Annotated in this window: 25 protein-coding genes; 5 read left to right on the top strand and 20 right to left on the bottom strand. The window is 65.5% G+C overall.

All coding sequences use genetic code 11. The features are described from left to right. Nucleotides 1-20: 20 nt before the first annotated feature. From QMZ05_RS18495 to QMZ05_RS18470, 6 genes are all read right to left on the bottom strand, one after another. Entirely contained in the window at nt 21-437 is a 417-nt protein-coding gene (locus QMZ05_RS18495; RefSeq protein ID WP_050419981.1) for a DUF3597 domain-containing protein, read from the bottom strand. Nucleotides 438-719: 282 nt separating this feature from the next. Beyond that, the gene (locus QMZ05_RS18490; protein ID WP_353702045.1) at nt 720-1232 is read right to left on the bottom strand and encodes a Rab family GTPase; all 513 of its coding nucleotides are present in this window, start codon (nt 1230-1232) and stop codon (nt 720-722) included. Beyond that, the gene (locus QMZ05_RS18485; protein ID WP_353702044.1) at nt 1232-2983 is read right to left on the bottom strand and encodes an OmpA family protein; all 1752 of its coding nucleotides are present in this window, start codon (nt 2981-2983) and stop codon (nt 1232-1234) included. Before QMZ05_RS18485 ends, QMZ05_RS18490 begins: the two co-directional genes overlap by 1 nt. Before the next feature lie 2 nt (nt 2984-2985). Then, on the bottom strand, nt 2986-3372 hold the full coding sequence (locus QMZ05_RS18480) for a hypothetical protein (protein WP_353702043.1): 387 nt from the start codon (nt 3370-3372) through the stop codon (nt 2986-2988). Between the two features lie 139 nt (nt 3373-3511). Then, entirely contained in the window at nt 3512-4168 is a 657-nt protein-coding gene (locus tag QMZ05_RS18475) for a response regulator transcription factor (RefSeq protein ID WP_021079504.1), read from the bottom strand. A 107-nt stretch (nt 4169-4275) separates the two neighbouring features. Beyond that, entirely contained in the window at nt 4276-5343 is a 1068-nt protein-coding gene (locus tag QMZ05_RS18470) for a histidine kinase (protein WP_353702042.1), read from the bottom strand. A gap of 292 nt (nt 5344-5635) precedes the next feature. Between QMZ05_RS18470 and QMZ05_RS18465 the strand changes: the two genes are divergently transcribed. Further along, the gene (locus tag QMZ05_RS18465; RefSeq protein ID WP_353702041.1) at nt 5636-5902 is read left to right on the top strand and encodes a hypothetical protein; all 267 of its coding nucleotides are present in this window, start codon (nt 5636-5638) and stop codon (nt 5900-5902) included. A gap of 39 nt (nt 5903-5941) precedes the next feature. Here the strand turns inward: QMZ05_RS18465 and QMZ05_RS18460 are convergent, their stop codons facing one another. Continuing rightward, a complete protein-coding gene (locus QMZ05_RS18460; RefSeq protein WP_353702040.1) occupies nt 5942-6895 on the bottom strand; it encodes an alginate lyase family protein in 954 nt (317 codons plus the stop codon). A 250-nt stretch (nt 6896-7145) separates the two neighbouring features. On the opposite strand from QMZ05_RS18460, the gene QMZ05_RS18455 reads away from it, so the two are divergent. The 4 genes from QMZ05_RS18455 to QMZ05_RS18440 are packed head-to-tail and all read left to right on the top strand — an operon-like array spanning nt 7146 to nt 9793. Next, a complete protein-coding gene (locus QMZ05_RS18455) occupies nt 7146-7598 on the top strand; it encodes a MarR family transcriptional regulator (protein WP_353702039.1) in 453 nt (150 codons plus the stop codon). Nucleotides 7599-7642: 44 nt separating this feature from the next. Continuing rightward, complete coding sequence (locus QMZ05_RS18450) at nt 7643-8218, top strand: isochorismatase family protein (protein ID WP_353702038.1); 576 nt, start codon at nt 7643-7645, stop codon at nt 8216-8218. Further along, on the top strand, nt 8205-8534 hold the full coding sequence (locus QMZ05_RS18445) for a hypothetical protein (RefSeq protein WP_353702037.1): 330 nt from the start codon (nt 8205-8207) through the stop codon (nt 8532-8534). The genes QMZ05_RS18450 and QMZ05_RS18445 overlap by 14 nt, the downstream gene beginning before the upstream one ends. Then, complete coding sequence (locus tag QMZ05_RS18440; RefSeq protein WP_353702036.1) at nt 8531-9793, top strand: MFS transporter; 1263 nt, start codon at nt 8531-8533, stop codon at nt 9791-9793. The genes QMZ05_RS18445 and QMZ05_RS18440 overlap by 4 nt, the downstream gene beginning before the upstream one ends. 42 nt (nt 9794-9835) lie before the next feature. Here the strand turns inward: QMZ05_RS18440 and QMZ05_RS18435 are convergent, their stop codons facing one another. The 13 genes from QMZ05_RS18435 to QMZ05_RS18375 form a co-directional block, all read right to left on the bottom strand. After that, complete coding sequence (locus QMZ05_RS18435; RefSeq protein WP_353702035.1) at nt 9836-10012, bottom strand: MJ0042-type zinc finger domain-containing protein; 177 nt, start codon at nt 10010-10012, stop codon at nt 9836-9838. A gap of 114 nt (nt 10013-10126) precedes the next feature. Continuing rightward, nucleotides 10127-10543, bottom strand: coding sequence for a hypothetical protein (locus tag QMZ05_RS18430; protein WP_353702034.1), 417 nt, complete (start codon nt 10541-10543; stop codon nt 10127-10129). 105 nt (nt 10544-10648) lie between these two features. Further along, nucleotides 10649-11551: a transglycosylase SLT domain-containing protein gene (locus QMZ05_RS18425; protein WP_353702033.1), complete on the bottom strand. Its 903-nt coding sequence runs from the start codon at nt 11549-11551 to the stop codon at nt 10649-10651. Nucleotides 11552-11589: 38 nt separating this feature from the next. Beyond that, nucleotides 11590-12123, bottom strand: coding sequence for a YbjN domain-containing protein (locus QMZ05_RS18420; RefSeq protein WP_353702032.1), 534 nt, complete (start codon nt 12121-12123; stop codon nt 11590-11592). Nucleotides 12124-12136: 13 nt separating this feature from the next. Further along, entirely contained in the window at nt 12137-13189 is a 1053-nt protein-coding gene (locus tag QMZ05_RS18415; RefSeq protein WP_353702031.1) for a peptidylprolyl isomerase, read from the bottom strand. Further along, entirely contained in the window at nt 13186-13779 is a 594-nt protein-coding gene (locus QMZ05_RS18410) for a hypothetical protein (RefSeq protein ID WP_353702030.1), read from the bottom strand. Before QMZ05_RS18410 ends, QMZ05_RS18415 begins: the two co-directional genes overlap by 4 nt. A gap of 2 nt (nt 13780-13781) precedes the next feature. Further along, entirely contained in the window at nt 13782-15680 is a 1899-nt protein-coding gene (locus QMZ05_RS18405) for a putative porin (RefSeq protein ID WP_353702029.1), read from the bottom strand. Between the two features lie 73 nt (nt 15681-15753). Further along, nucleotides 15754-16572 carry a TonB C-terminal domain-containing protein gene (locus tag QMZ05_RS18400; protein WP_353702028.1) on the bottom strand — a complete coding sequence of 273 codons (819 nt, stop codon included), beginning with the start codon at nt 16570-16572 and terminating at the stop codon, nt 15754-15756. Then, the gene (locus tag QMZ05_RS18395; RefSeq protein ID WP_353702027.1) at nt 16569-17114 is read right to left on the bottom strand and encodes a hypothetical protein; all 546 of its coding nucleotides are present in this window, start codon (nt 17112-17114) and stop codon (nt 16569-16571) included. Before QMZ05_RS18395 ends, QMZ05_RS18400 begins: the two co-directional genes overlap by 4 nt. A 19-nt stretch (nt 17115-17133) precedes the next feature. After that, nucleotides 17134-17538 (bottom strand): biopolymer transporter ExbD, encoded by a 405-nt coding sequence (locus tag QMZ05_RS18390; RefSeq protein WP_024578845.1) that lies wholly within the window; start codon nt 17536-17538, stop codon nt 17134-17136. 5 nt (nt 17539-17543) lie between these two features. Then, nucleotides 17544-19577 carry a DUF2341 domain-containing protein gene (locus tag QMZ05_RS18385; protein ID WP_353702026.1) on the bottom strand — a complete coding sequence of 678 codons (2034 nt, stop codon included), beginning with the start codon at nt 19575-19577 and terminating at the stop codon, nt 17544-17546. Further along, nucleotides 19577-21259 (bottom strand): ShlB/FhaC/HecB family hemolysin secretion/activation protein, encoded by a 1683-nt coding sequence (locus QMZ05_RS18380; protein ID WP_353702025.1) that lies wholly within the window; start codon nt 21257-21259, stop codon nt 19577-19579. The genes QMZ05_RS18385 and QMZ05_RS18380 overlap by 1 nt, the downstream gene beginning before the upstream one ends. Before the next feature lie 382 nt (nt 21260-21641). Continuing rightward, complete coding sequence (locus QMZ05_RS18375) at nt 21642-22625, bottom strand: DUF4880 domain-containing protein (protein ID WP_353702024.1); 984 nt, start codon at nt 22623-22625, stop codon at nt 21642-21644. Between the last annotated feature and the right edge of the window lie 415 nt (nt 22626-23040).

Raw genomic sequence — 23040 nt, 5'->3', positions numbered from 1 at the left:
GGCTCAGGGAGGGCCGGTCGTCAGGTCTTGATGTCGGCCGGCAGCTTGCCGCCATTGGCGGCGAGCTTGGCCATCACCTGCTGATGCAGCCAGACATTCATGGTGGCGGTGTTGTTGGTATCGCCGGTGTAGTGCAGCTCCTTGGCGAGCTCCTTGCGCGCCGCAAGGCTCGAGTCGAGACCGAGCGCCTTCATCAGGTCGACGATCGAGGTGCGCCAGTCGAGCTTCTCGCCGGTGGCGGCCGCCGCCTTGTCGACGATCGCCGCGACGTCGACGGTTTGCGCCGCAGGCGTGCCGGGCGCCGCCGACGCGGGGGCTGACGATGTTGATGTCGATGCCGGTGCTGCGCCCGGGGCCGCCGTCGTTGTGGTCTCAGCCGTCTTGGCCTGGGCGCCATGGCCGAAGATCGCACCCATGATGCTTCCAAAAATGCTCATGCTCTCTCACTCCGTGCGCCCGAGACACCGTTGATCCCGTGGCTGGTTCCGGTGACGGAGCGAACGATAGGCAGGCCATTGGCCTAGCGGAAGATGACGATCGTCACTATCGGAGTGTGGAACGGCGTGGTGCAGTCGGAGAGAGAATCGTGCGGTCAGGCACCGCACGTCGCGCGCGTTTCATCGTACGCCCCACGTGCGATGAAGTCAGCCGTCCCGGCCCGATTCGCCAGCCCCGAGAAGTCGGGACGGCTGACACCAACGCGCGTCGCGCATCTTGAGCTAAAGCTGGCGGCGGCGGATGGTCTGGGCGAGATCGACGAAGCTTTCGGCGATGCCGACGCCGGTCTTGGCGCTGACCGATTTCACACTCGACCTGCCGAGCGACTTGGCGAGCTCGGCAATCGCGCCCGCACTGCCCGCCGCTTCCGGCAGATCGATCTTGTTCAACAGCGCCCGGTAGGGCCGGCCCGGAAAGCGCTCCTCGAAACCGCGAACCAGCTCGACCATGCGGGTCACCGTCTGCGGCCGCGTGACGTCGGAGACGATGATCGCGGCGGATGCGCCGGTGACATAGACGGTGTCGAAAATCTGCGTGCCGAAATCGCCGTCGGTATCCCACAGCACGAGGCGCATCGGATCGCTGCCGTCCGCCGGCACCACGTCGTGGCTCAGGATCTCGACGCCGAGCGTCGATTTGTACTGGCCCTCGAACCGGTTGTAGATCAGCCGATAGAGGATCGACGTCTTGCCGACCCCCATATCGCCGAGCAGCATGACTTTTGCGGTGAGCATCAGCGGGCCACTTCGCCTCGATAGACCGTCTCGAACGCGACGCGGCGGTTGCCGCCGACGGTGGTGTCGAGCCGGTCGGTGATCGGCATCGTCGCGGCGCGCGATACCAGGATCAGCCGCGACGGATCGACTCCGAGCGCGGTCAGCCTGCGCTGCACCTGCTCCGCCCGCTTGCGCCCCAGCGTCTTGTTGGTGCCTTCGGTGCCGCTCTGATCGGCATAGCCGACGATCCGCAGCCTGAGATCGCGGTTCGCGAGCAGTCCGGCAAGTTCGCGAAGATGCCGTTCGGCCTGCTCATTGTCGAGGAATTCGTCTGAATTGTTGACGAAGAAGATCGCGGTCGAGGCGATGAAGCGGTCGAGCCGCGCCGCCGCGCCGTCGGCCACGGATTGCAGCTTGGTGTATTGCTCACCGAGCTTCGCGTACTGCTCGCCGAGCTTGTCGTACTGCTCGGTCAGCCCGGCATATTTCTGGTCGCCCGACTTCGCCTGTGCGTTCATCGCCTCGCGCATCTGGTCGAGGCTCGCCTGCAGCCGCGCTAGGCTCTGCTGCAGGCCTGCGATGCCGGACTGCGCTGCCGCCGCCTGCTCCGGCGTAGCTACCTTCCCGATGCGGTTGACGATCCTGTACGGTGCCGCGGCCGCAGCGAGCGCGTCGATCACCGGCGCCGTCTCGAGGTCGCCCGGTTCGATGCCCGAGACCGCCACGCTTGCCTTGCCGTGATCGAAGTCGAGCCGCAGCGGGAACGTGGCCAGCAAGGGCTGCTTTACGGCGAGCTGCTCCAGCGCCGCATGGGTTCGCCGCTCCAAAAGGCTGCGCGACACCGAGGTCGCGGCAAGCCAGAGCAACAGCGCCAACACCGCGGCGAGCACGACAAACAGGATCACCTTGCCGCGCCGGCTCGCGATCCGTCGCGGCGCGTCGTCGGTTTCGATCGCGGCTGCAAGCGAGGCGAGCATCGGGCCATCGCAATCCGCGCCGCGGTCGATGCGCTCGATCGCGTCGAAAAACAGCGAATTGATCCGGGCATTGTCGGCGGGCCGCAGGGGCCCCAGGCACTCCGCCGCCAGGATGAAGCGGGGTGAGGCGCGCAGCGCGAGTTGCCGGCCACCGAAATCGAGCGTCTGTAGATTGCCTTCGCCGGCCAGCGCCTGCACGGAGAACTCGAGGATCGCCGCGACCATCGCGCTGAGCAGGTCGGCGCGTTCGTCGGCGGTCGCCTCGCGCTTCCAGTCGGCGATCAGGCGGCCATTGCCGCGTTCGATGATCAGGAGCCGATTGATTTGCGGCGGGCGATCGGCGAGCACGAATTCGCTGATCGGACGCCCCGTCACCAGCGACTTGACGCGCCCGACCCACAGCTGCGCCGAGGTCAGCGCATTGATGCGCTGCTCGAGCGAAGCCACCAGTTCCCGGAACGCATTCGCAACCGCGGCGCTGACCAGCCGGCCGACGATCGGATAGAGCGCCTCGATCATCTGCTCGCGCGAATTCTTGATCTCGCTGCGGATCGCGGAGACCACGACCGGCGCGATCGCGGTGGCGAGCTCGCGCGGCCGATTGACCTCGGCGCGCTCCAGCGCCTCGACCAGAATGCCGGCGGTCGCCGTCTCCAGCCGATCGGCATTGCCGACATAGCGCTGCAGCGAGTCGAGGTCAGCCTCGAGCGACGTCAGACGCGTCGCCTCGGGCTGAAACAGCAATGTCTTGAGCTGCTCGATCTCGCGATTCTGGCCGGCAGCAGCTGCCATGCTTATTTGCCCGTGCGGCCGGTTCCCAATCCGCTGATGACGGTGCCGAGCTGGGTGATGGCTGCGCCGACATCCTTCAGCGAGTCGAGGCGCTTCTGCTCGGTGTCGCGTTCGAGGTCGGAGAGCCTCGCCTGCAGCGCGGTGAGTTCGTTGGTGAAGTCGGCCTGCATCTGCTTCAGCGATGCCTGCATCTCCTCGCGCAGGCCCGAGAGGTTGGTCTCGAGCGAGCGTTGCGCGCCGCCGAACAGGAGGTCGCGGACCTGATCGATCGCCGCCATGCCATGCGCCGCCGGATCCGCGCCGTTGCCGGCCGCCGGAGCGTCTGCCGGTCCGTCCGTACCCTTGGTCTGGCGCTCGATACCCTTCATGGTGATTTCCTGCTTACTCATAGCCGCGCAATCCGGACCTGCCGCTTCAAAAAGCAAATCCGAAACAACCCTATAGCCAATTTTGCGGGCGCGGCCCAGAGAAAGGCGAGCAATCTCAGCAAGATCAACCGCTTGGTTGTGCGGTCGAGGGCAATTATTTCTAGTAAGTTATTGCCTTTATTGCGAGTTCCGTACGGTTCTTGACCTGGCATTTCTCCAGGATGGTACTGACATAGTTCTTCACCGTGCCCTCGGCCAAATGCAGCCGCTCGCCGATCTCGGTATTGCTCTTGCCCTCGACGATCAGCGTGAGAATTTCATTCTCCCGCGCCGTCAGCCCGTCGCGAACCGGCAGCTTCGCCGAGACGCGCGGGCCGCGCAGCCGCTTGAACTCGTCGAGGATGCGCGCGGCGACACCGGGCGAAAGCCCGGACTGGCCGTTGATGACCGCGCGGATCGTCGATGCGATCTCCTCCATCCTGGCATCCTTCAGGAGATACGCCTTGGCACCCGCGCTGACCGCCTCAAAGATCAGGTCGTTGGTCTCGAATGTCGTCAGCACCACGATATGGGTCTGTGGCAGCTCGCGGAGAATCCGCTGAGTCGCCGCAATGCCGTCGACACGCGGCATCTGCAGGTCCATCAGGATGACGTCCGGCCGGTAGCGCCGCGCGAACTCGATGGCCTGCTCGCCATCGGCCGCGCCGGGAAGGATCTCGAAATCGTCGTTCTGCTGGGCAAGCAGTGTGGCGATACCTTCCCTGATCAGGGTCTGATCCTCGGCAATCAGCACCCGTACCTTCTCAATCCTGCTCACGGGCTTCCGTCATCCTCTCGAAGGTCCTGTCATCTTGTTGGTCGCGTTTTCTTGACGCGAACCGGTAGCCACTTCGCTCGAAAACGCTCCGATGCACGGCCACGACATCAATCGGCCAGCACGCCGGCAGCCGCCGGCGGCACCGCTACGGGGAGCGATATCCGGACCAGCGTTCCCTGTCCGGGCGCGCTCTCCACCGCGCAGCTTCCGCCGACAAGTTCAGCAAATTCGGCCATTCCGATCAATCCGAAATGTCCGGGAGTAGGCACCGCGGGATCGAAGCCATGGCCGTCATCGCGGATCTCGACGACGAGCTTCCGGCCGACCACGGCCGGCGCCTCGAAGGCGTGAAAGGAGACACGGCGTGCCTGCGCATGGGCCTGGACATTGCGCAGCGCCTCGCTGAGGATGCGCTGAACCGTCAATCCGCAATCACGCAAGCCGGCACGCGCCTCTTCGTCGATCTGGATCGACACCCTGACGCCGCTGCGTGCGGCGAAGTCGCTGAGCAGTCCCTCGACATCGGGATCGAGCTTCAGATCATCAGACGTGCGCAGGCGATCGATCGCCTCGCGGGCGCGCGAGAGGCCACTCGCGGCCGCATCTTCGGCCGTCGCAAGGCTGTCCGCGACGCGCGCGGGATCGGCCGACAGATAATGCCTGATCAGCCGGATCTGGGTCAGCAGCGCAACGATCGAATGCACCAGCGTATCGTGCAGATCGCGCGCCAGCCGCAGCCGCGTTCGCGCCAGGGAGGCAAAGCGCACCTCCGCGCTCGCCGCCTCGAGCTGCTGCTCCATCAGGCGGCGGGCCCGGCGCTCGCTGCCGAGCAGCGTTTCCACCTGACGTCCGGCGAAGTCCGGCATGGCGATGACGAAATAGTGCGACTGCGCGCCGTTCCACAGCACGACCGCCGTCATCGGCTGCGTGATGTCAGGCGACGCACCACGCACGCCGGCCAGCGCGATCGTGTCCCGCTGGCCGCTGGCGAGCGCGGCCAATTCCGCTTCCATGCCGACCAGCAGCATGCACTCGCAGCAATCGACGCCGATTGCGGGAAGCCATTCGACCAGCCGGCCGATCTTCCGCTGCATGCTCCGGTCGGCGCCGATGACGGCGAGGCCGATGACGTTGGCTTCCGCGGCCGCAAGCAAATCCGCGCTCAGATTGATCATGCGTTGCCCATCACTCAGCGAGCAGCCCACTCTGGGGTAAGCCGGCAGCGGCCGCAAACGAATATGACTTTCGTCATAACCGATCCTGACCTTCGTCAGGTGCCGCCGCCGCTCGAAATGCGGTTCTGTCCCACGGATGAGCAACAGCGCAAGCCATGATGTGCCACATGCCGGCGTCCATGGCGATGCCGGCCGGGCGCCGGGCCTCGCGGAAGGTCGTCGTGCCAGTCGGCCAGGGTGTGAGCTGACAATGAAGGGCGCGCCACGGAGATCGTCGGATATCGAGCTGCGCATGTTGGCGGAAGCGGAGAAGCCGGCGCGGCGCCGACGCCTGAGCGCGACCCAGAAGGTGGCGTTGCAGGAAGCGCTCACCGGCCGCCTGCAGCTCTATCCGCGCGGATATGCCGCGAGCAAGACCGGCCCGTTCCACTCACGACGCGCCATTCTCGGCCTGGTGCGCGCCGGCCTGATGAGCCTCAGCGCGACGGCGCGCTATGCGGCCGTGACCAAGCGTGCGCGGGACACCTACGCAGCCCCGGCGACCAGCGAGAGCGAGTAAGCGCACGTCATCGAGGCGTGGCACAGCTTCCGCCGACGCTCAATCCGGCAGGGGCGCGCCCCAGCTTGCCGTCACGTTGCCGCCGAGCCGTGGATTATTCAAAGGCCGCCTCGCGCGGAGGATCGCCGTCAGGTCCGGACTGTGAAACCGGGCGTAGTACGGCTCCATCCAGGCCAGGTCGCCCTGGAAGGTCCAAGGGAACAGTTGCTGCGGAACCTGGGTGAGAGCGCCGAAGCTACGTTCATCCTTGACGGCGCGAACGATCACGGCGGCGAGCCGGTGGATCGCCCCGTTGTTCTCGGCATAGAGGTCGATGTTCCGCCGGCTCGCGAGTTCGGCGCAGAACACCAGCGGAGTGAGCGCAAAGTTGTGATAGTGCAGCGCGCGCTCGCCGCGCTTCAACTCGCGCTCCAGTTCGCCATGCGGGCCGATATCCCTGATGCCCTGACGCGCGCGAGCGATGCCGGCATCGACCAGATCACCCCGGTCCGTCAGGGTGCCGATCGACATCAGATCGAGCCCGGCCCAATAGACCAGATTGTTGCCGAGGTGGTTGATGCGATCGGCATCGCAGGTTTCCTCGGCAATCCGGATCAGCCACGGCTTGATCTGCTGGAAGCGATGATCCGCCTTGATCGATGTCGCAGGGAAGCGCAGCAGCGCGAGCGCGAAATCGGTCCCGGCCCAGGAGCGTTCGAAATCGCCCTGATAATTGGCGCCGATCGTCAGCAGGGCACTTCCCCGCGCCCAGCCCGCCAGCAGGTCCATGACGCAATCCAGATCGCGTTCATCGGCCGCCTTGTTGACCTGCGCGATGAACGCGTGCAGCGGCTTGATGGCCTCCGCGTAACCGCTCGCATCCTGGTAGAAGCCCGGCGGATCGATCGACGTCAGCGCCGGCGGCGCCTCGCACGTCCGGGCCGCTGCCGGCTGCGCGAGGCAAGCAAGAGCGATCGACACGCCGATCGCTACGAAACGAATGTCATGCTTCATTGAAGGGACTCCGCGAGCCACCGCGGGGAAGATACGCCCGTCGTGAGCGCCGGCGCAGTCATCGACGACCGCGCGCAGGAAGACAACAAAATCTAAAGTGATGCGCTCGGGAAACCGGATTCAGGTGCCGTTCAGGGTTGCGCCATGGTCCAGCAAGGCCCGGCCGAAGCGCCGACGATCACAACAATATGAAGCTAATCTGCGAAGACAATCTTTACAGTTTACCTGCATATATGTCATCAATGCCGGCATGAACAGTTCACCGGCCCGTACCGGCCCGGCGCGGACATCCGCGCTCGCCGAAGACCTTCGCCTGTTGATCGGAACGCTGAAACGGCGGCTGCGCGAGCAGGGTCAACGCGACGACCTGCCGCCTTCCCACGTCGCGGTGCTGCTGCGCCTCGAAAAGGACGGTCCCGCGACCGTGTCCAGCCTGGCGCGGTCGGAGGGAATGCGTCCGCAGTCGATGAGCTCGGCGATCGCAGCGCTCGAGGCGGCGGGCCTGGTGCGCGGCGCGCCCGATCCGGATGACGGCCGCCAGACCATCATGTCGCTCACCGATACTTGCCGCGAGCGGCTGCGCACCGGCCGCGCCGCGCGGCAGGACTGGCTGTCGCGCACCATTGCCGCACGGCTGTCGGCGCGGGAACAGGATGAACTCGCCGCCGCGGTCGGCTTGCTGAAGCGGCTGGTCGCGGACTGACGCCGCGCCGATCGCGAGACATATCCGGTTGAAAGGAAACGATCATGGCCCTTACGACGCTCGATCCGATCACCGCCCTCATCGTCGTCGATCTGCAGGCCGGGCTCGCCGGCGCGCCCTTCGTCCATCCGTTCGCCGACGTGGTGGCACGCGCCTGCGCCCTCATCACTGCGTTTCGGCGGCGCGGATTGCCCATCGTGCTGGTCAATGTCGACGGCACAGCACCCGGACGAACCGAGCGCCCGCGCCACGGCGGCGCATTTCCCGACGGCTGGACCGACCTGCTCCCGGAGCTTGACCGGCAGCCGGGCGACATCGTCGTCACCAAGCGGACCTGGGGCGCGTTCGCCAGCACCGATATCGAGAACCAGCTCCGAGCCCGCGGCGTTACCCATGTCGTGATCGCCGGCGTTGCCACCGGCACCGGCGTCGAATCCACGGCACGGCAGGCCTTTGAGGCCGGCTTCAACGTCACGCTGGCGGTCGACGCCATGACCGATGCGCGGCCGAACGCCCATGATTACAGCATCGAGCACGTATTCCCGCGGCTCGGCGAAACCGGCTCGACGCAGGCGATCATCGATCTGCTTGGAAGGACCCACGCGCATGAACTGGCTTGACCTCATCGCCTACTTCTTCGGCGGCGCCTTCCTCACCAACGCGATCCCCCACGTCGTCGCCGGCATGATGGGCGAGCCGTTCCAGAGCCCGTTCGCGAGGCCGCCGGGCGAGGGCCTGTCCTCATCGACCGTCAACATCGTATGGGGCTTCTTCAACCTCGCCGTCGGGTACCTGCTGGTGTGCCGCGTCGGCGACTTCGGCCTCCGGACCACCGGCGACGTCGCCGCGCTCGGCCTCGGCGGCCTCCTGATCGGCCTGTTCCTGGCGCGGCGGTTCGGACGGTTTCACGGCGGAAACGACCCTCAGCGAACATGAGACGCGTATTTCGATCACTCGCGAGCTTCAACTACCGGGTCTGGGCCGCCGGCGCGCTGGTGTCCAACATCGGCACCTGGATGCAGCGCGCCGCCCAGGACTGGCTCGTCCTCACCCAGCTGACAAATCACAGCGCATCCGCCGTCGGCATCGTGATGGCGCTGCAATTCGGACCGCAGCTGCTGCTGATGCCCTGGTCGGGCCTCGCCGCCGATCGCTTCAACCAGCGACGGCTCCTGATGGCGACGCAGGCGACGATGGGCACGCTGTCGCTCATTCTCGGCATTCTCACCGTCACCGGGCTGGTGCAGCTCTGGCACGTCTATGTGTTTGCGTTTCTGTTCGGCTGCAGCGCCGCGCTGGACGCCCCGGTCCGCCAGACCTTCGTGGCCGAACTGGTCGACGATCGAGACCTGTCGAACGCCATCGCGCTGAACTCGACCTCGTTCAACGCCGCGCGCATGGTCGGCCCCGCGATGGCCGGCTTGCTGATCGCCTCGATCGGCACCGGCTGGGCGTTCCTGTTCAACGGGGCGTCCTTCATGGCGGTGCTGACCTCGCTGTGCCTGCTGCGCAAATCCGAGCTTCGGCCGAATGCGCGCGCACTCCGCACCAGGGGCGGCATCACGGAAGGATTTCAGTATGTCTGGTCTCGCTCCGATCTCAGGACGACCCTGGTCATGCTGTTTCTGATCGGCACCTTCGGGCTGAACTTTCCGATCTTCATCTCGACCATGGCGGTCGGCGTGTTTCATACCGACGCGCGCGGCTTTGGCCTGTTGTCATCGATGATGGCGATCGGCACGATGTCGGGAGCGCTGCTGGCGGCGACCCGCGACCGGCCGCGCTTTGTCGCGTTGATGCTGGGATCCGCGATCTTCGGCGTTGGCTGCACCCTGGCCGCACTGGCGCCGAACTACTGGCTGTTTGCCGCCGCCCTCGTCGTGATCGGCATCGCCTCGTTGACGGTCTTGAATACCTCGAACGCACTGATGCAGCTTTCGACCGAACCGGCGATGCGCGGGCGTGTGATGGCGCTGCGGCTCGGCGTTGCGCTTGGCGGCACGCCGATCGGCGCACCGATCGTCGGCTGGGTCGCCGATCATCTCGGCCCGCGCTGGGCGCTCGGCGTCGGCGCTGCCGCAGGCTTCGCCGCGGCACTCGTCGCGCTTGCCATGCTGTCTCGATTGGACGGCGAAGCCGAACTTCGCAGCCAGGAGGCGCGAAGGATCGAGGTCAGCCTGCCGCCGGCGGAGTGACCACGGTTCACGCGAACCGATGTCCACTTCGCTTGAAACGCGCTAATAGGCGTACGACGTCTTGCCCGGCTGCACGGTCAGCCGGAAGGCAACATCGGTCGAACCGTCCATCAGCTCGATCGAGTGGTCGCACACCAGGCATCGAAACTCACCGGCGACGCCGCCCTTCGACGTCAATTCGATCCGGCGATAGCCGGCCTGGCAATGGGGGCACGTCACGTCAGATTTTCGCATGGAATCAGCAAACCGTTGCTCTCTCTATTTTCCATATGCCCATCGTCAGAAATGTGACGGCGTCACGATCTGTGAGAGACAGAAGTGATTTCGCGCGGATTATCGATGACTGTAAACCGGCGCGGCCGGGCGATAGGGAAACGCCGAGACCCCGAAGTTGCGGCCATATTGCTGATGCACCGCCGGGACGTTGACCACGCCCACCTTGAGATCCTGCGATTTCGCGTCGATCGGAGGCGTGTTGGTCACGGGCGGATTGACCTGATCGACCTGCTTCTTCAAGCGCTCGTTGATGCAGCCGAGCGAGGCCGCATCACCGCAGCGCTCGGCCGGCGCGCCGCCGCCACTTCGTGCCGCAGGCCGGCCGGCGCCGCCATTGGTGTCGCGGTTAAGATTGAGGGCCGGCGGCGGTGTGCCGACGACAATTTCCGGCAGCGGCGTGTGCTGCTGCGTCTGCGCTTCCGCCTGCATCGCCGACAATCCGGCAACGGCGACCGCCAACATGATCACTTTCATCGGTGCTGCTCCTTGCAGAACCAGGGCTGTTTCAAACGATAGGAAGCCAGGGGCAGATATCAAGCGAGGATGGGCAACGCTTCGAACATGAAAGGCGCAGCCTTGCTATTTCCCTCCCCGGGCCTGGATCACAAGCGCGTTGAGCCGCGTGTTGAGCGCGACGAGATCGACGCGTCCGACGCGTCCGCCGCCGCCGAGGCACTTGCGGCCACATCCGCCGCCACCACCGCCGCCGCCGCGCCCGGGCTCACCGAAGGTTGCGACCGGCACGGTTCCCGTCACCCGAAAGCCGCGAGCAAACAGCCGAGCGCGCACCGCCACGCAATAGTTCACCGACAGATAGGAAAAGCGGGTCTCGCCATGGCCCGCGCGGTACTTCATGACAGCGGTGCACAGGTCGCCGCCGGCAAGGCGCCACGCCTGTGCAAGATACATGACACCGAAGTGAATGTTGTTTTCGGGAATGGCGAGTTCGGCAAGTGAGCCGGAGAAGCCGAGCATGCGCGCGGTCGAGGGCAGCAGCTGCATCAGCCCGATTTCGCCGACGCCGCCGATCACGTCGGGATTGTAGCCGCTCTCCACGCCCATCACCGCCTCGGCGATCTCCGGCGCGAGCCCGCTTCCCGCCGCCTCCTTCTCGACCAGCGCGCGATAGCGCATGCGCGCGTCCGACAGCGCTGGCTGGCTTGCCGGCGGAGGCGGGAGTGTCTTCCCGCCGGCGTCCTTCGGCGTATCCCTTGCTGTGTCCTTGGCCGGAGCGGCCGGCTTGGTCGGCTCGGTCGGCGGCCTTGCCATGACGTCGGCGGAAGGCTCGGCCTGGTCGACGGCGGCAAAGCGCGTGCTGAACGACGGCGCCGGCGCCTCTCCTTCGGCATGAACGGGCTGCGCAAGACAAAGCACGAATGCAAGTGCGCCAGCGATGCAGCTGCCCCGACGACGCGCAGGATCGATCAGCTTCCGCGTTCCGCGGAAGCTGATCGCCTTCATCGTGGGGGCGTCGTCGTTCATCGGTCGCTTGCGGTCCTGATGGTCGCGCGTCGGCACGACTACTGGATGGTGGGAACTGCCTCCGCTTCCGCGGCGCGCTCATGCGACGGCTGCTGGGCCGGCGCAGCGGGCTGCGGGGCGGCCGCAGCCGCGCCGTTGCGCGCGGCGAGCTTCGGCAGCTCCTCGCGCAGATAGGCGATCAGCTCCTGAACCAGCCGGTCCCAGATCTCGATCTGCGCGCGGACAAAGTTCGGCGCCACCCCGCCGGCGACGGAGACGTCGAGGCAGAACATCAGGAACGGCTGGCTGTACTGCAGCCGTCCGAATCGCCGCGTCGTGTTCCAGCGATTGACGAGGTCGAGCGGCAGCTCGCCCTGCACTTGAAGCGTGGTGACCAGCGTGGCGTCGACAAAGCTCTGTTCCTCGCCGACCAGCTGGTTTCCCGGCCGGATCTCGAAGCCAAGCCCCGCCGTCGCCGAGCGCAGATAGGTCGTGTTGGCGACCGGATCGGTCAGCGTTTCGACGCGATAGCCGACGCTCTGGAAGCTGTCGCGCAATCCTTCGATGGTGAGCCTGGTGATGGTCTCGGACATTGTGGTCTCCGTATTACTTCTTCGATGCGTCGAGCAGGCTCGACAGCGCGAGTTCGTTGAGGACGGGCGGATGCTGCTTCAGCAACTCGGCGAGATAGCCTCGCCGCATCATGTTCGACCGCTCGGAGCGGATCTGCAGCACCAGCTGGTCGCGCACTTCCGGCAAGGTGCGGGTGTAGGACGCCTTGGTGTCGATCAGCTTGATGATGTGCCAGCCGTCGTCGAGCTTGATCGGCTCGGACACGCTGTTCTTGGCGAGCCCCATCACCTGGCTGCGGATCTCCGGGCGGATCTGGGTCTCCGCAACCCATCCGAGGTCGCCGGCATCCTTGGCGGCGTTGTTGTCGCCGCGCGCGATCGCGGCGAAATCCGCCCCCGGCGCCTTCAGCTTGCGCTGCACGTCGTCGAGCTCCTGCCGCGCCTTGTCCTCGGCGGCCTTGTCGCCCTCCTTCGGAGCGGCGATGAAGATCTGCGAGAGCTGGAATTGCCGCGGCATGAGGAATGCGGCGCGATTGGCCTCATAGACCTTTTGCAGGTCGTCCTCGCTCGGGAAGTTCGCCGGCGGCGTCGACACCGATTGCAGATAGAGCTCGACTACCGCGCCCTCGCGGGCCCGCTCCAGCTGCGCCGCGATGGCCGGTTGCTGATCCCACTTCTTCGCCACCGCCTCTTGCAGCACGAGGCGGTTGGCAAGCAGCAGCCGGACCGCCTGGCTGAGCATGGCCGGATCCTTGGCGAGCGCGGCCTGCTCACGCGGAGCAAGCGCTGCGACATAGCTGCGCAGATCATCGGCCGAGATGTTGGTCTCGCCGACGCGCGCGATGACATTCTCCGGAGCCGTGGCGGGCTTCGGCGCGGCCGCAACCGGAGCCGGCGCGGGTGTGGCGGCGGCTTGCGCCTGTGCCGCGGGCTGCGGCTGTGGTTTCCTGACCGGAGCCTGCACTGTGCGTGGCGCGGGAGCCTGGGTCTGGCCCTGCGCGGATGCATCGATCGGCGCAACGAAGGTCGCGACGACGGCGGCGAGGCCGATCGAGCGAAGCGGCTTCGCGATAGTGGCGGTCGTCATGGGTTCACCTTCTGATCGAGGAACTTGTCCTGGCTTTCCTGCAGCTGGTTCTGGATTTCGACCCGGCGCTGCTGAATCATCGGCTCGCGCGACACCACGATCTCGCCGATGGTCAGGTCCTTGTAGCGCTGCACCATCTCCTTGCCGGCCTTGACCAGCTGGGTGTTCTTGGCGATGCAGCTCTTGGTGCTGGCCTTGTAGGCGGTGGCCTCACCTTCGAACTTGGCGCGCTCGGCATCCTTGGCGCGGGCGACGGTGGCCGCCTCCTCATATGCCGACTTCCACTTCTCCAGCGTCTCGTCGCGTTCGGCGAGCCGTTGATTGAACTCGTCGACCGCCTCGCGATGTTCCTTGTCGGCCTTCTTCAGCTGCGCCTTGAGGTCGTCGGCCTCCTTCTTGGCCGCCGCCTTCTCGCGATCGGCGTCGGCGATCTTCGCTTGCATCGCCGTACGCTGGTCTTCCAGCGCGCGGGTCTGCGCCGTCGCACCGCGCAGGGCCTCGCGCAGGCGGTCGGTCTCGGACTGGGCGAATGCGGTGCCGGAGCTCAAGGCTCCGACCACCATCATCAGGACAAAGAGTGCGATGCGCATGGTCAGAACTTCGCGTTGAGGTCGACTTGCAGGACGTCGACGGCATAGGGGCTGCCGGCGATGCTGTTGGCGCTCATCCAGCGCAAGGTTGCCCAGACATTCTCGCCGAGACCGACATTGCCGCCGACGAAATAGCCCTTGAGGTTGGTGCCGCCGAGACCGAAGTCGGAGTCGGCGAAGGCATCGATGGTGGCGTCGGATTCCAGGTATTTGTAGCCGGCGTGAACATTCCAATCCCAGAGATGCTTGATCTCCCGGTTGCCGACGGTGACACGGCCGAGCCAGCCCTGATTGCCGCCGTTGAATGCGCCGGGCGTGGTGCCGCCATCCGGGCTCGGCCCGCGATTGTTCATCAGCACGCCGTAGGTTGCGGCCGCGGCGTTCATGAACGAGCGGCTGAACGCGGTGTTGTAGACATACTCGCCGTCGAGCACGATGTGAGCCGGATGGAAATGTCCGAGATCGAGCTGCCCGCTGACGACTACCGGGCGATACTGGCTGACCAGTCCGAAATATTCGAACTGATTGATCTGGCCGCCATTGTTACCCGTCCCGATCGGATCGGCGATGATCTGACGCAGCGGGAAGTAGGTGTTGCCCTTCTGCGCGAAGCCCGGCCGCGTCAGGTCGGTATTGCAGACGTCAGATGCCGAGGTGATCCTGCAAGGGCTCGAGAACTGGCCCTGAACGTTGTCGAAATCGTAGAACGCAACGCCGAAGCGGAATGCGTATTCCGGGCTGAAGCGGGCATTGAAACCGGCCTGGCCTCCGAACAGCCATTTGTCGTGGCTCGGAAACTTGCTCGGCGGTGAATTCAGATTGCTCGGATCGACCGGCAGATTGTTGCCGGCGTTGAAATCGGTGTTGTAGATCGGGAACGCACCACCCACCACGAACGGCGTGAAGCCTTCCCACACCTCGTGCTTGGCCTGAACGGCAAAGCCGTCGAAGCCGAGCTCCTTGTACCAGACGAGATCGGTCGGCGACCAGAATGGATTGTCGATACGGCCCGCGGAGATCCTGAGGTCATCGCCCCAAGTCTGCCAGTTGATGTAGCCGCGGTCGAGCCAGACGCCATACTTCGAGAAGTTGCCCGCGCCGCCACCAAGGGTCTGGTTGGTCGACACCGGCGAGTTGTTCTCGCCGGTCGCAATGCGCAAGCCGGCCGAGAACCCGTAAAGCAGATCCGCTTCCATGCCGAGCCGGCCGCGGAACCGGAACTGGTTGCGATCCTGCGTGGCGTCGTAGGTCGGCCCGAACGTGGTGCTTGAGATGTCATAGGGCGAGCCGGAATTGATCGCGTTGTAGTTGGCGGCGCCGGCCTGGTCGTTGCCAGCAGGGAAATAGCTGCCCTGATAGCGCACGCGCGCATCGCCGTAGAAGCGGATGCGTTGCGCCCATTCCGGGTAGGTTCCGGGCGACGCCCAGTTCTCTTTCTGCGCCTTGGCCATCACCTCCTGCTTAATCTCTTCCCGTAACTGTCTTTTGACGACTTCGGGAACGTAGGTGACGTGGCGGGTGCCGGGCGGCTGCGCCGCCGCGGCGGCCGCGGTTGCGGCCTTGGTGGCGTCGTCAGCCTTGGCCGTGGCATCCTTTGCGGCCTGGCGAGAGACATAGGCCTCGTCCTCGGCCTGCTTGATCAGCGCCTGGGCCTGCTCCTCCTTGAGGACGCCCTGCTGCACCAGCAGATTGACGAGGTTGACGGTGGCGTTCGACGATGTCGGCTTGGTGCTCGACACTTTCGGCTTCTTGACATCGGTGCGCTTCGCCGCGGCGGCGGGAGCCTGGTCGGCAGCCTGGTCCGCGGTCTGGCCCACGGCCGGCGTTGCGCAGGCAAGCGCGCCCAGCGACACCGCAAGCGGCAACGCGCGCCATTCTGCGTGAGCTCGTTTCTTAAACATCAGTCCCCCAGTTCTCACTCGCACAATTGAAGTTCGCAGGTTGGTCGTTCGTAGGTTGGTCGTCGGTTGATCATCAGCTCGGCCGCCGCGCGGTGACGCGCGTGACCACCGGCATCGGCATGTCCTTGGGCGGCGGTTCGCGCAGCGTCAGACTGCCGATCACCTCGTTGCGAAGCGCTGCATCGACCTCCGTACTGCCGGACGACGGCGTCAGGACGACGCGGGTGATGTGGCCGGAGCCGTCCACCCACAGCCGCACCTGGATCTGCGTCGCCATGTTGCGCGTCTTCGGATTGGCGCGGATCGCGGCCTCGATCTGCGAGGTGATGATGGTGGCGTACCAGCCAAAGCGGCTGCCGCCTCCGCCGCCACCGCCATAAGGGCTGCCGCCGGGCTTGCCGCCGAGATTGAACAGATCGCCGGGTCCGGTCGGCTTGGCATCGAGCGACAGCGGACCGGGCGGCTCGTCGTTCTTGGCGTCCTTGGCCGGCTCGTCCTTTGGCTTGTCGACCGGCTTCTCTTCCTTGAACTCGGGCTCCGCCATCTTGGGCTGCTCGATCATCTTCTGCTCGGGCTGCGGCTGTGGCGGCGGAGGCGGAGGTGGCGGCGGCAGCGTCACATTGACGATGGTGAGATCGCGCACCTGACGCGGCGGCGGCATGTCATCGCGGCCAAGGAAGAAATAGACGATGCCGCCAAGGAACAATGCGACCACCGCCACAACAGCGCCGTAACGCAGCAGCGCATTGCGCTCGCCCTTGCGGGCCGCCGTGCTGTTGCGGGCGGGCGCCGGCGCCGCGGCAGGTGCAGGCGCGGCAGCAGCCTCGTGATCATCGGCCGGCGGCGTGGCGCGCGCGGCCTGCGCGTTCTGGTCCCGCATCGGCGCGTTCATGGCGCGGCCTCCACCGAGGCGCGATCGCGCAACCTGTCATTGACGTACTGCGTGACGAAGCTCGCGAGCGCGCCGAAGTCCGTGGTCTTCAGGATGACCTTGGTGTCGGGGCCTGCTTCGATCGCGGCGTGAAAGGTCTCAATCTCGCTCAAATAGTCCACATAGGCCGACGCGTCGATCGAGAGGCGGGCCCACGGGCAGCGCGAGATCGTCAGCCACAACGGATCGTCAGCGGGCTCGCGGCCGGCGACGTACCTGCGCAACGCATCCGCGAGCTTGACCAGCAGCGCCTCGCCGTGGAGCGGAAATGCCACCACCTCGCCGCGCGGTTCCTCGCGCACGTCCGCCGCGACCGGCGCCAGCGGAAGCTCCGCGCCCATACCGGCGCGGATCGACGCCTGCGACGCCGGCTCGGCGCGTGTGACATCCATGGCATCGCAGCCGTGATTGCAGCCTTGATCGGGCGATCGCATCATGCTGCTCAGCCACGACCGCAGCGTCCTGCGCTCGGTCAGTGGGAAGGGTGCTGGCTGGGTGATCATGGCGTCGCTTCCGGCCCGCTCACTTCACGAGCGGCTTGGTGGCGAGACCGACCTGGCTCAGGCCGATGCGGCTGAGCAGGTCGAACACATCCATCACGCTCTGGTACTGCGCCTGCGCGTCGCCGCGCAGCACCACGGGAAACTCGGGCGTCAGGGCCTTCTGCTGCACCAGCCGCTGCTCGAGCTCGGGCAGCGTGACCGGGATCGTGTCGAGGAAGATCTTGCCGTCATTGGCGACCGTGATCGCCTTGGTGGTCTGGGTCGCAAGGCTCGGCGCCGCCGAGGCCTTCGGCAGATTGACCTTCTGCCCCTGCACGGTCGCGGTCGTCATGATGATGAAGATCACCAGCAGCACGTAGGCGAGGTCCAACATCGGCGTGATGTTGATGTCGTCATAGGGTTTGGAATCGGCCTGGATCTGCATCGCCGTTACTCCGCGGCGATGCGGTGTTCGATCGGGTCCGGCCGGTCGGCGGAATAGAATTCCGCCATCTTGGTCACGAACTCGTCGACGAAGACCTGAATGTCGTTGGTCAGGTCCTTGATCCGGGAGATCAGGTAGTTGTAGCCGAACAGCGCCGGGATCGCGACGCCGAGACCGGCGACGGTTGCCACCAGCGCCGCGGCGATGCCGGGCGCGATCGCATTGACGTTGACGTCGCCGCTCGCCGCGATCGCCGCGAAGGTGATCATGACGCCGACCACGGTGCCGAGCAGGCCGAGGAACGGTCCGCCGGAGATCGCGATGGTCAGCACCACCATCATGCGGTTGAGCCGCTGCATCTCCTTGACGACGCCGGAGTCGAGCGCCGCGCGGATCGCCGCGATCGAGACCGCCGACAGCACCGGAGCGCGCTGCGAGTTGCTGAAGCGATGACGGATCTCCGCGGCGCCGATGTGGTAGATGCGGTAGAGCGAGGACGAGCGCATCATCTTGGCGTCGGCTTCGGTGAGCCGTCCGCCCAGCGTCGAGACGTCGTCGGCATCGCCGCGATCCAGCATGGTGAGATCGGCGGCGATCTCGCGGAAGCCCTTCATGAACTGGGCGTTCGCCTTGGCCTGCTTGTTGAGATACGAGGCCTTGTCGATCATCACCACCCAGCTGATCGCGGCCATGATCAGGAGAATGCCGATCACCACCCAGCCGTCGAGCGTCACCGACTTCAGGATCACCGCGAAGTAGCCGGACAGCCAGCTTGCGGTCTCTTCATCGACGCTGAAGGCCATCAGCTTGGCCTGGTCGGGGCCCTGCCCGATCGCCATCACCTTGATGAGCCCGGCGGGACGCGCGACCTTGCTGATCTGCAGCTCGTCGATGTCGCCGACAAAGCCGGCCATGGCGGCGGCGGGCGCCGGTGCCGGCGTTGCCGCCGCATCCGGCGTCGCCGCGGGCGCGGCGCCACCGTCCGCAGCCGACGCATCAGGGGGCACTGACGGTGTTGCTGCGGACGGGGCCGTCGCAGGCGCGATCGGAGAAGCGGAGGTCGACGAATCCCCTCCGATCAGGCCAACAGTATTGAGAGCCGGCAGGCTCGCGCTGAGCGCGGCATAGGATACGCCGTCGAGATAGAGCGTGACCTGGCCGTTTGCCGCAACGACGGCGACATGATGCCAGCTGCCGGCCGCAACCGGTGCTCCAGCAGTCGAGCGCTGCACGGTGCCCGCTTTGGTGACTTCAACGAACGGGCTGCCATTATCGACGCCGATCACCAGCGCGTTGGCGCCATCACGCCGGCTGAACAGCGCGGCGTTCGGCTGCAGCGCGGCCGGCTTGATCCAGGCCGACCAGGTCAGCGCGGCGCCATCGGGCGATGCGAGCGACGGCGAGGCCGGCACGGTCACCGGCGCGCGGCCGTCGAGCCGCAGCCCGGTTCCGATCAGCGAGCCGTCCGCCGGCTGGCCGACGCTTTGCGCGTTGTTGGCCCAAACCGAGGAATCGATCGCCGGCGTGCCACGCTCGTTGAAGTGATAGACCGTCAGGGTGTCCGGATCGTAGGTTCCCTTGGGGTCGCTGGTCGCGAGCGCTTTCTTGTTACCGTAATAGAGCCAGATATCGGTCCGTGCGCCCGGCGCAATGTTTGGCACCGCAACCCAGACCAGGCCTTCGCCAAGCAGGGAGTCGAACTTCTCGATGTGATGCTTCAGCGGCGTCTTGTCGTCGCCGGCGACGAACCGCAGATCGCTGCCGTCGTCCTTTGCCGCACTGAAGCGGAAATTGCCGACATGCAGCCGCACCAGCACCGGCGTCGCCCCGATCGGATCAGTGACGTTGGCGCCCGACGCGCTGACGTCGACCGTGATCTTCTTGCGCAGCGACCATTCGTCGTTCCACCAGGCATTCGCCGGTGCGAGCGTCGTCAGCAGGGCGACGAGCCCGAACAACAACGCCGTCGCGACGTTCGCAATACCTCGGCGCAGCGCCGGCCGGCGCGTGCGTCGCTCGAGAGCAAGACCCATCCCCATCAGAATTCACCCCAGATTCGGAAGTTCACGCGCGGACTATTGGCGTGCGTGTATGCTTGAGTAACGCCCGGCACCGAAAACGCGACCATGCCGTTGAAATATTCGAGCGTCTTGAATCGCGTGCCGACGCCGTAGCTCCATGCGACGAATGACGACTCCTGCCCCGGAAGCGGCTGCTGAATCGAGGCGTACCCGCCGTCCATGAACGTGAAGAAGCGCCAGTCGTTGAAGGTGACGAAGCGCGGCTTGCCGTCGCCGGTTTCGCTCTTGAGCTCGCCTTGCAGCATGCTGCCGACATTGGGCGTGCGCAGCTCGAAATTGGCGACCGCGCCGTTGTCGCCGAGCACCTCGGATTCGAGGTAGCCGCGAACGGTATCGAGACCGCCGAGGCTGAACTGCTCGCTCGAGACCAGCGGACCGTCGGCGATCTGCCCCTGCACCTTGCCGTAGAGCTGGAAACCTTCCGGCAGCTCCTGGGTATGCGAGACGTCCATGTTGAAATGGGTGAAGCTCGGCGAAGCCTTGAAGCGTTTCGCGTCGAACTCGTCCCACGGGCTGCTCAGCGTCCGGATGTTGTAGGTGATGCCGGCATTGAACTGGGTCGTGAACTTCTCGTCCTGGAACGTCGCCCCATAGCTCGCGACGACAGGATAATAAGTGACCGGCGACGAGAAGCCGTCGGTGCCGAGCTTTACGGTCTGGTCGAAATGCTTGTAGTCCATGCCGACCGACAGCGTATGGAACAGGCCTTCGCGGGTCGGCAGGGTGATCACCGCGCGCTCGCCGATGATCATGCCCGGACCGACCACGTTGGTGCCGCCGATCGTCGCGACATTGCTGTTCGACTTCACGCTGTAGAACAACAGATTGAGCCAGTCGGCGTTCGGGATCCGCGCCATGTAGGAGCCGGAGAACACCTCGGCATCGCTCGGACGTTCCGGCGCGACCTGATAGGTGAAGCTCAGGGAATGACCGAGCTGCCACAGATTGTCGTAATGCACGGTGGCGGAGACGCGGCTCGCCGTGGTGGACGGCGATTGCCGGTTGTTGGCTTCGAGGCTGGCGTGGAACGGCGCCTTGTCCTCGACATTGAGGTCGACGTCGACGGTGCCCGGCGCCACGCCGGCACGCAGCGCCGGGGTGACGCGGCGATCCGGCCATTGGTTGAGCGACACGATGTCCTTGGTGACATCGGTGAAGTTCGGAACGCTGCCTTCCTTCAGCGAAGGTGCGCTGTCCTTGATCCGGTCGAGATCGAAATAGCGCGAGTTCTTCACCCGCAGCCGCCCGACCTTCAATTCGGTCACCTTGAGGGTGACCACGCCGCCGGTCACGTTCTGCTGCGGCACCGCGACGCTGACGGTCTGGAAACCCTTGTCGTGATACGCCTTCTCCAACGCGGCCCGCGCCTTCTCGACGTCTTCCGAAGTCTTGCCCGGACCGAGGAACGGGTAGATCGCCTCCTCGATCTCGACCTGCGGCAGCTTTTCGGCGCCCTGCACGGCAAAGTCGTCGATGTCGAAGCGCTGCAGCGGCGCCGACGGCTTTTGCGCCGGCGCGTTCGCCTGAGCCGGCTGCTTGCCCGCTGCCGGCGCGGCAGCCGCAGAATCCTTCGCAGCAGAATCCTTCGCTGCTTCCTTCGCCGCATGCGCCGGAGCGACGGCTGTTATGGAGCCAGCCACGGTGAGTGCCGCAGCCGACACAAGCAACCCGACCCGACATCGCGGACGATGCCCAGAAACCCAATGATGTCTTCGACTACGCACAGACGTCCCACTTAGTTCGCGCAGACGCGCGCCATCGCGACGGGAAGGCCGCGATAACGACGCCTTACTCAGAAGACGTCTGGGCGAACGCAAACCCGCAAAAGAATCTGCGGCATCGCGGAATAAATTTTTGGTTTGTCAGGAAATCGAGCGACGCGGCATCGATTCGTTCGATTGGTCCCCGTTCCGATTGAAGCGAACGGCGCGCTGGATCTTTCTTGTCGCGTTTTCTTCACGCGAACCCGGTAGCCATCCCGCATCAAGTGCGGGACAGGCTTCGCTCGAAAACGCCCTTTGGTCAGCTCATCAGCACCACACCACCAGGCAGCGATGTGATCCGCGCGCCGAACAGTTGCTCGACCTGGGCGACGAAATTGTCGAGCTTGTCGACCTGGAATGTGCCGTTGACGAGCCGGCGCTTCAGTTCCGCATTGGTGATGATGATCTTTCCGGCGCGGTACCGGTTCACCTCGTCGACCACGCTCGCCAGCGGCCGGTCGCGGAAGATCAACAATCCGGTCTGCCAGGCCGCGACCTGCTTGGCGTCGACCGGAAGCGATGCCTGCAAGCCCGCGCGCGAGTAGCTGACCTGTTCGGCCTTGCGGAGCTGCACGGAGTGGCCGTCCTGCTCGACGGTGACGATGCCGTCGAGGCACGTCACCGAAACGACGCCGTCGAGGCAGCGCGCGTTGAAATCGGCCTGCAGGGCACTGATGCGTCCATCCCGCGCCAGCATCACCAGCGGCGTCGACGACGACCTTCGCGCGACCACCGAGGCCTCGCCCGAAATCAGTTCGACCCGCATCTCGTTCGGCGCGGGCCGTAGCGCCAGGCTGGTCTGGGTGTTCAATTCAACCGAGATGTCAGGCGCCAGCATCACCTTGCGCTGTTCGCCCTTTCCGGTCCGGTAGTCGGCCGAGAGCTCGTCGATCGATGGCCACATGTCGAGTGGCGGACGGATCATCATGTAGCCGGCCGCAGCGGCAATCGCGCCACCGAGCACGATGCGGCGCGTCAACAGGCGCGACGACCGGGTCGGCAACGCCACGACGGAAGCGGTTGCGGCCTGTTCTTCGGCAAGCTCCTTTGCCGCGACGCCGGCGGCGCGAAACAGCCGGGCCGCCCTCCTGAACGCATCCTCGTGGTCGGGACTTTGCGCGCGCCAGCGTTGCAAAGCGTCGACGTCGGCGCGTGTCGGCGCACCGGCTTTCAGCCGAACAACCCAGTCAAGCGCCTCATCCAGCAATGGATCGGGCCCGGAAGTGCGGGTCGGCTCGGTCACGACGGATCGCTCATCACCCTGCTCGCCAAACCTCAAGCTCCTCGCGTCGAGCACATAGCGAAGGTCGCTATATAGACGATTCCGACGGCAGCAGGGCACCGCAATCGGCCGTTGCGGACAACGCAGGCAGAAACATCCGGCAATCGCAGCCCGCGCGGCGTCGCGCACGATATGGCAGCGCGGCAACTGCCTGCCGGACCGATCGGGCCTGAACCTGTTTTCAAGCGGCTCAACACTTCCAGCGAACCTTTCCCAGGCACCCAAACGGTCCTTATGCGATCGCTCTCTACTCTATAGACGACGGAAAGCCTGCTATCCCGCAGAACAAAGGTTGAAAATCCTGCAGCTTGTGACCCCTGATTTCAGGTCAAACGATTGCAGTCGTTGGAAATAGTTCCGCGCAACAAATTTCGAC

Source organism: Bradyrhizobium sp. INPA03-11B, assembly GCF_040446015.1.
Taxonomy (GTDB): Bacteria; Pseudomonadota; Alphaproteobacteria; order Rhizobiales; family Xanthobacteraceae; genus Bradyrhizobium; species Bradyrhizobium macuxiense_A.
Note: the sequence above shows the minus strand (reverse complement) of the source record. Positions and strands in the feature narration are given on the sequence as shown.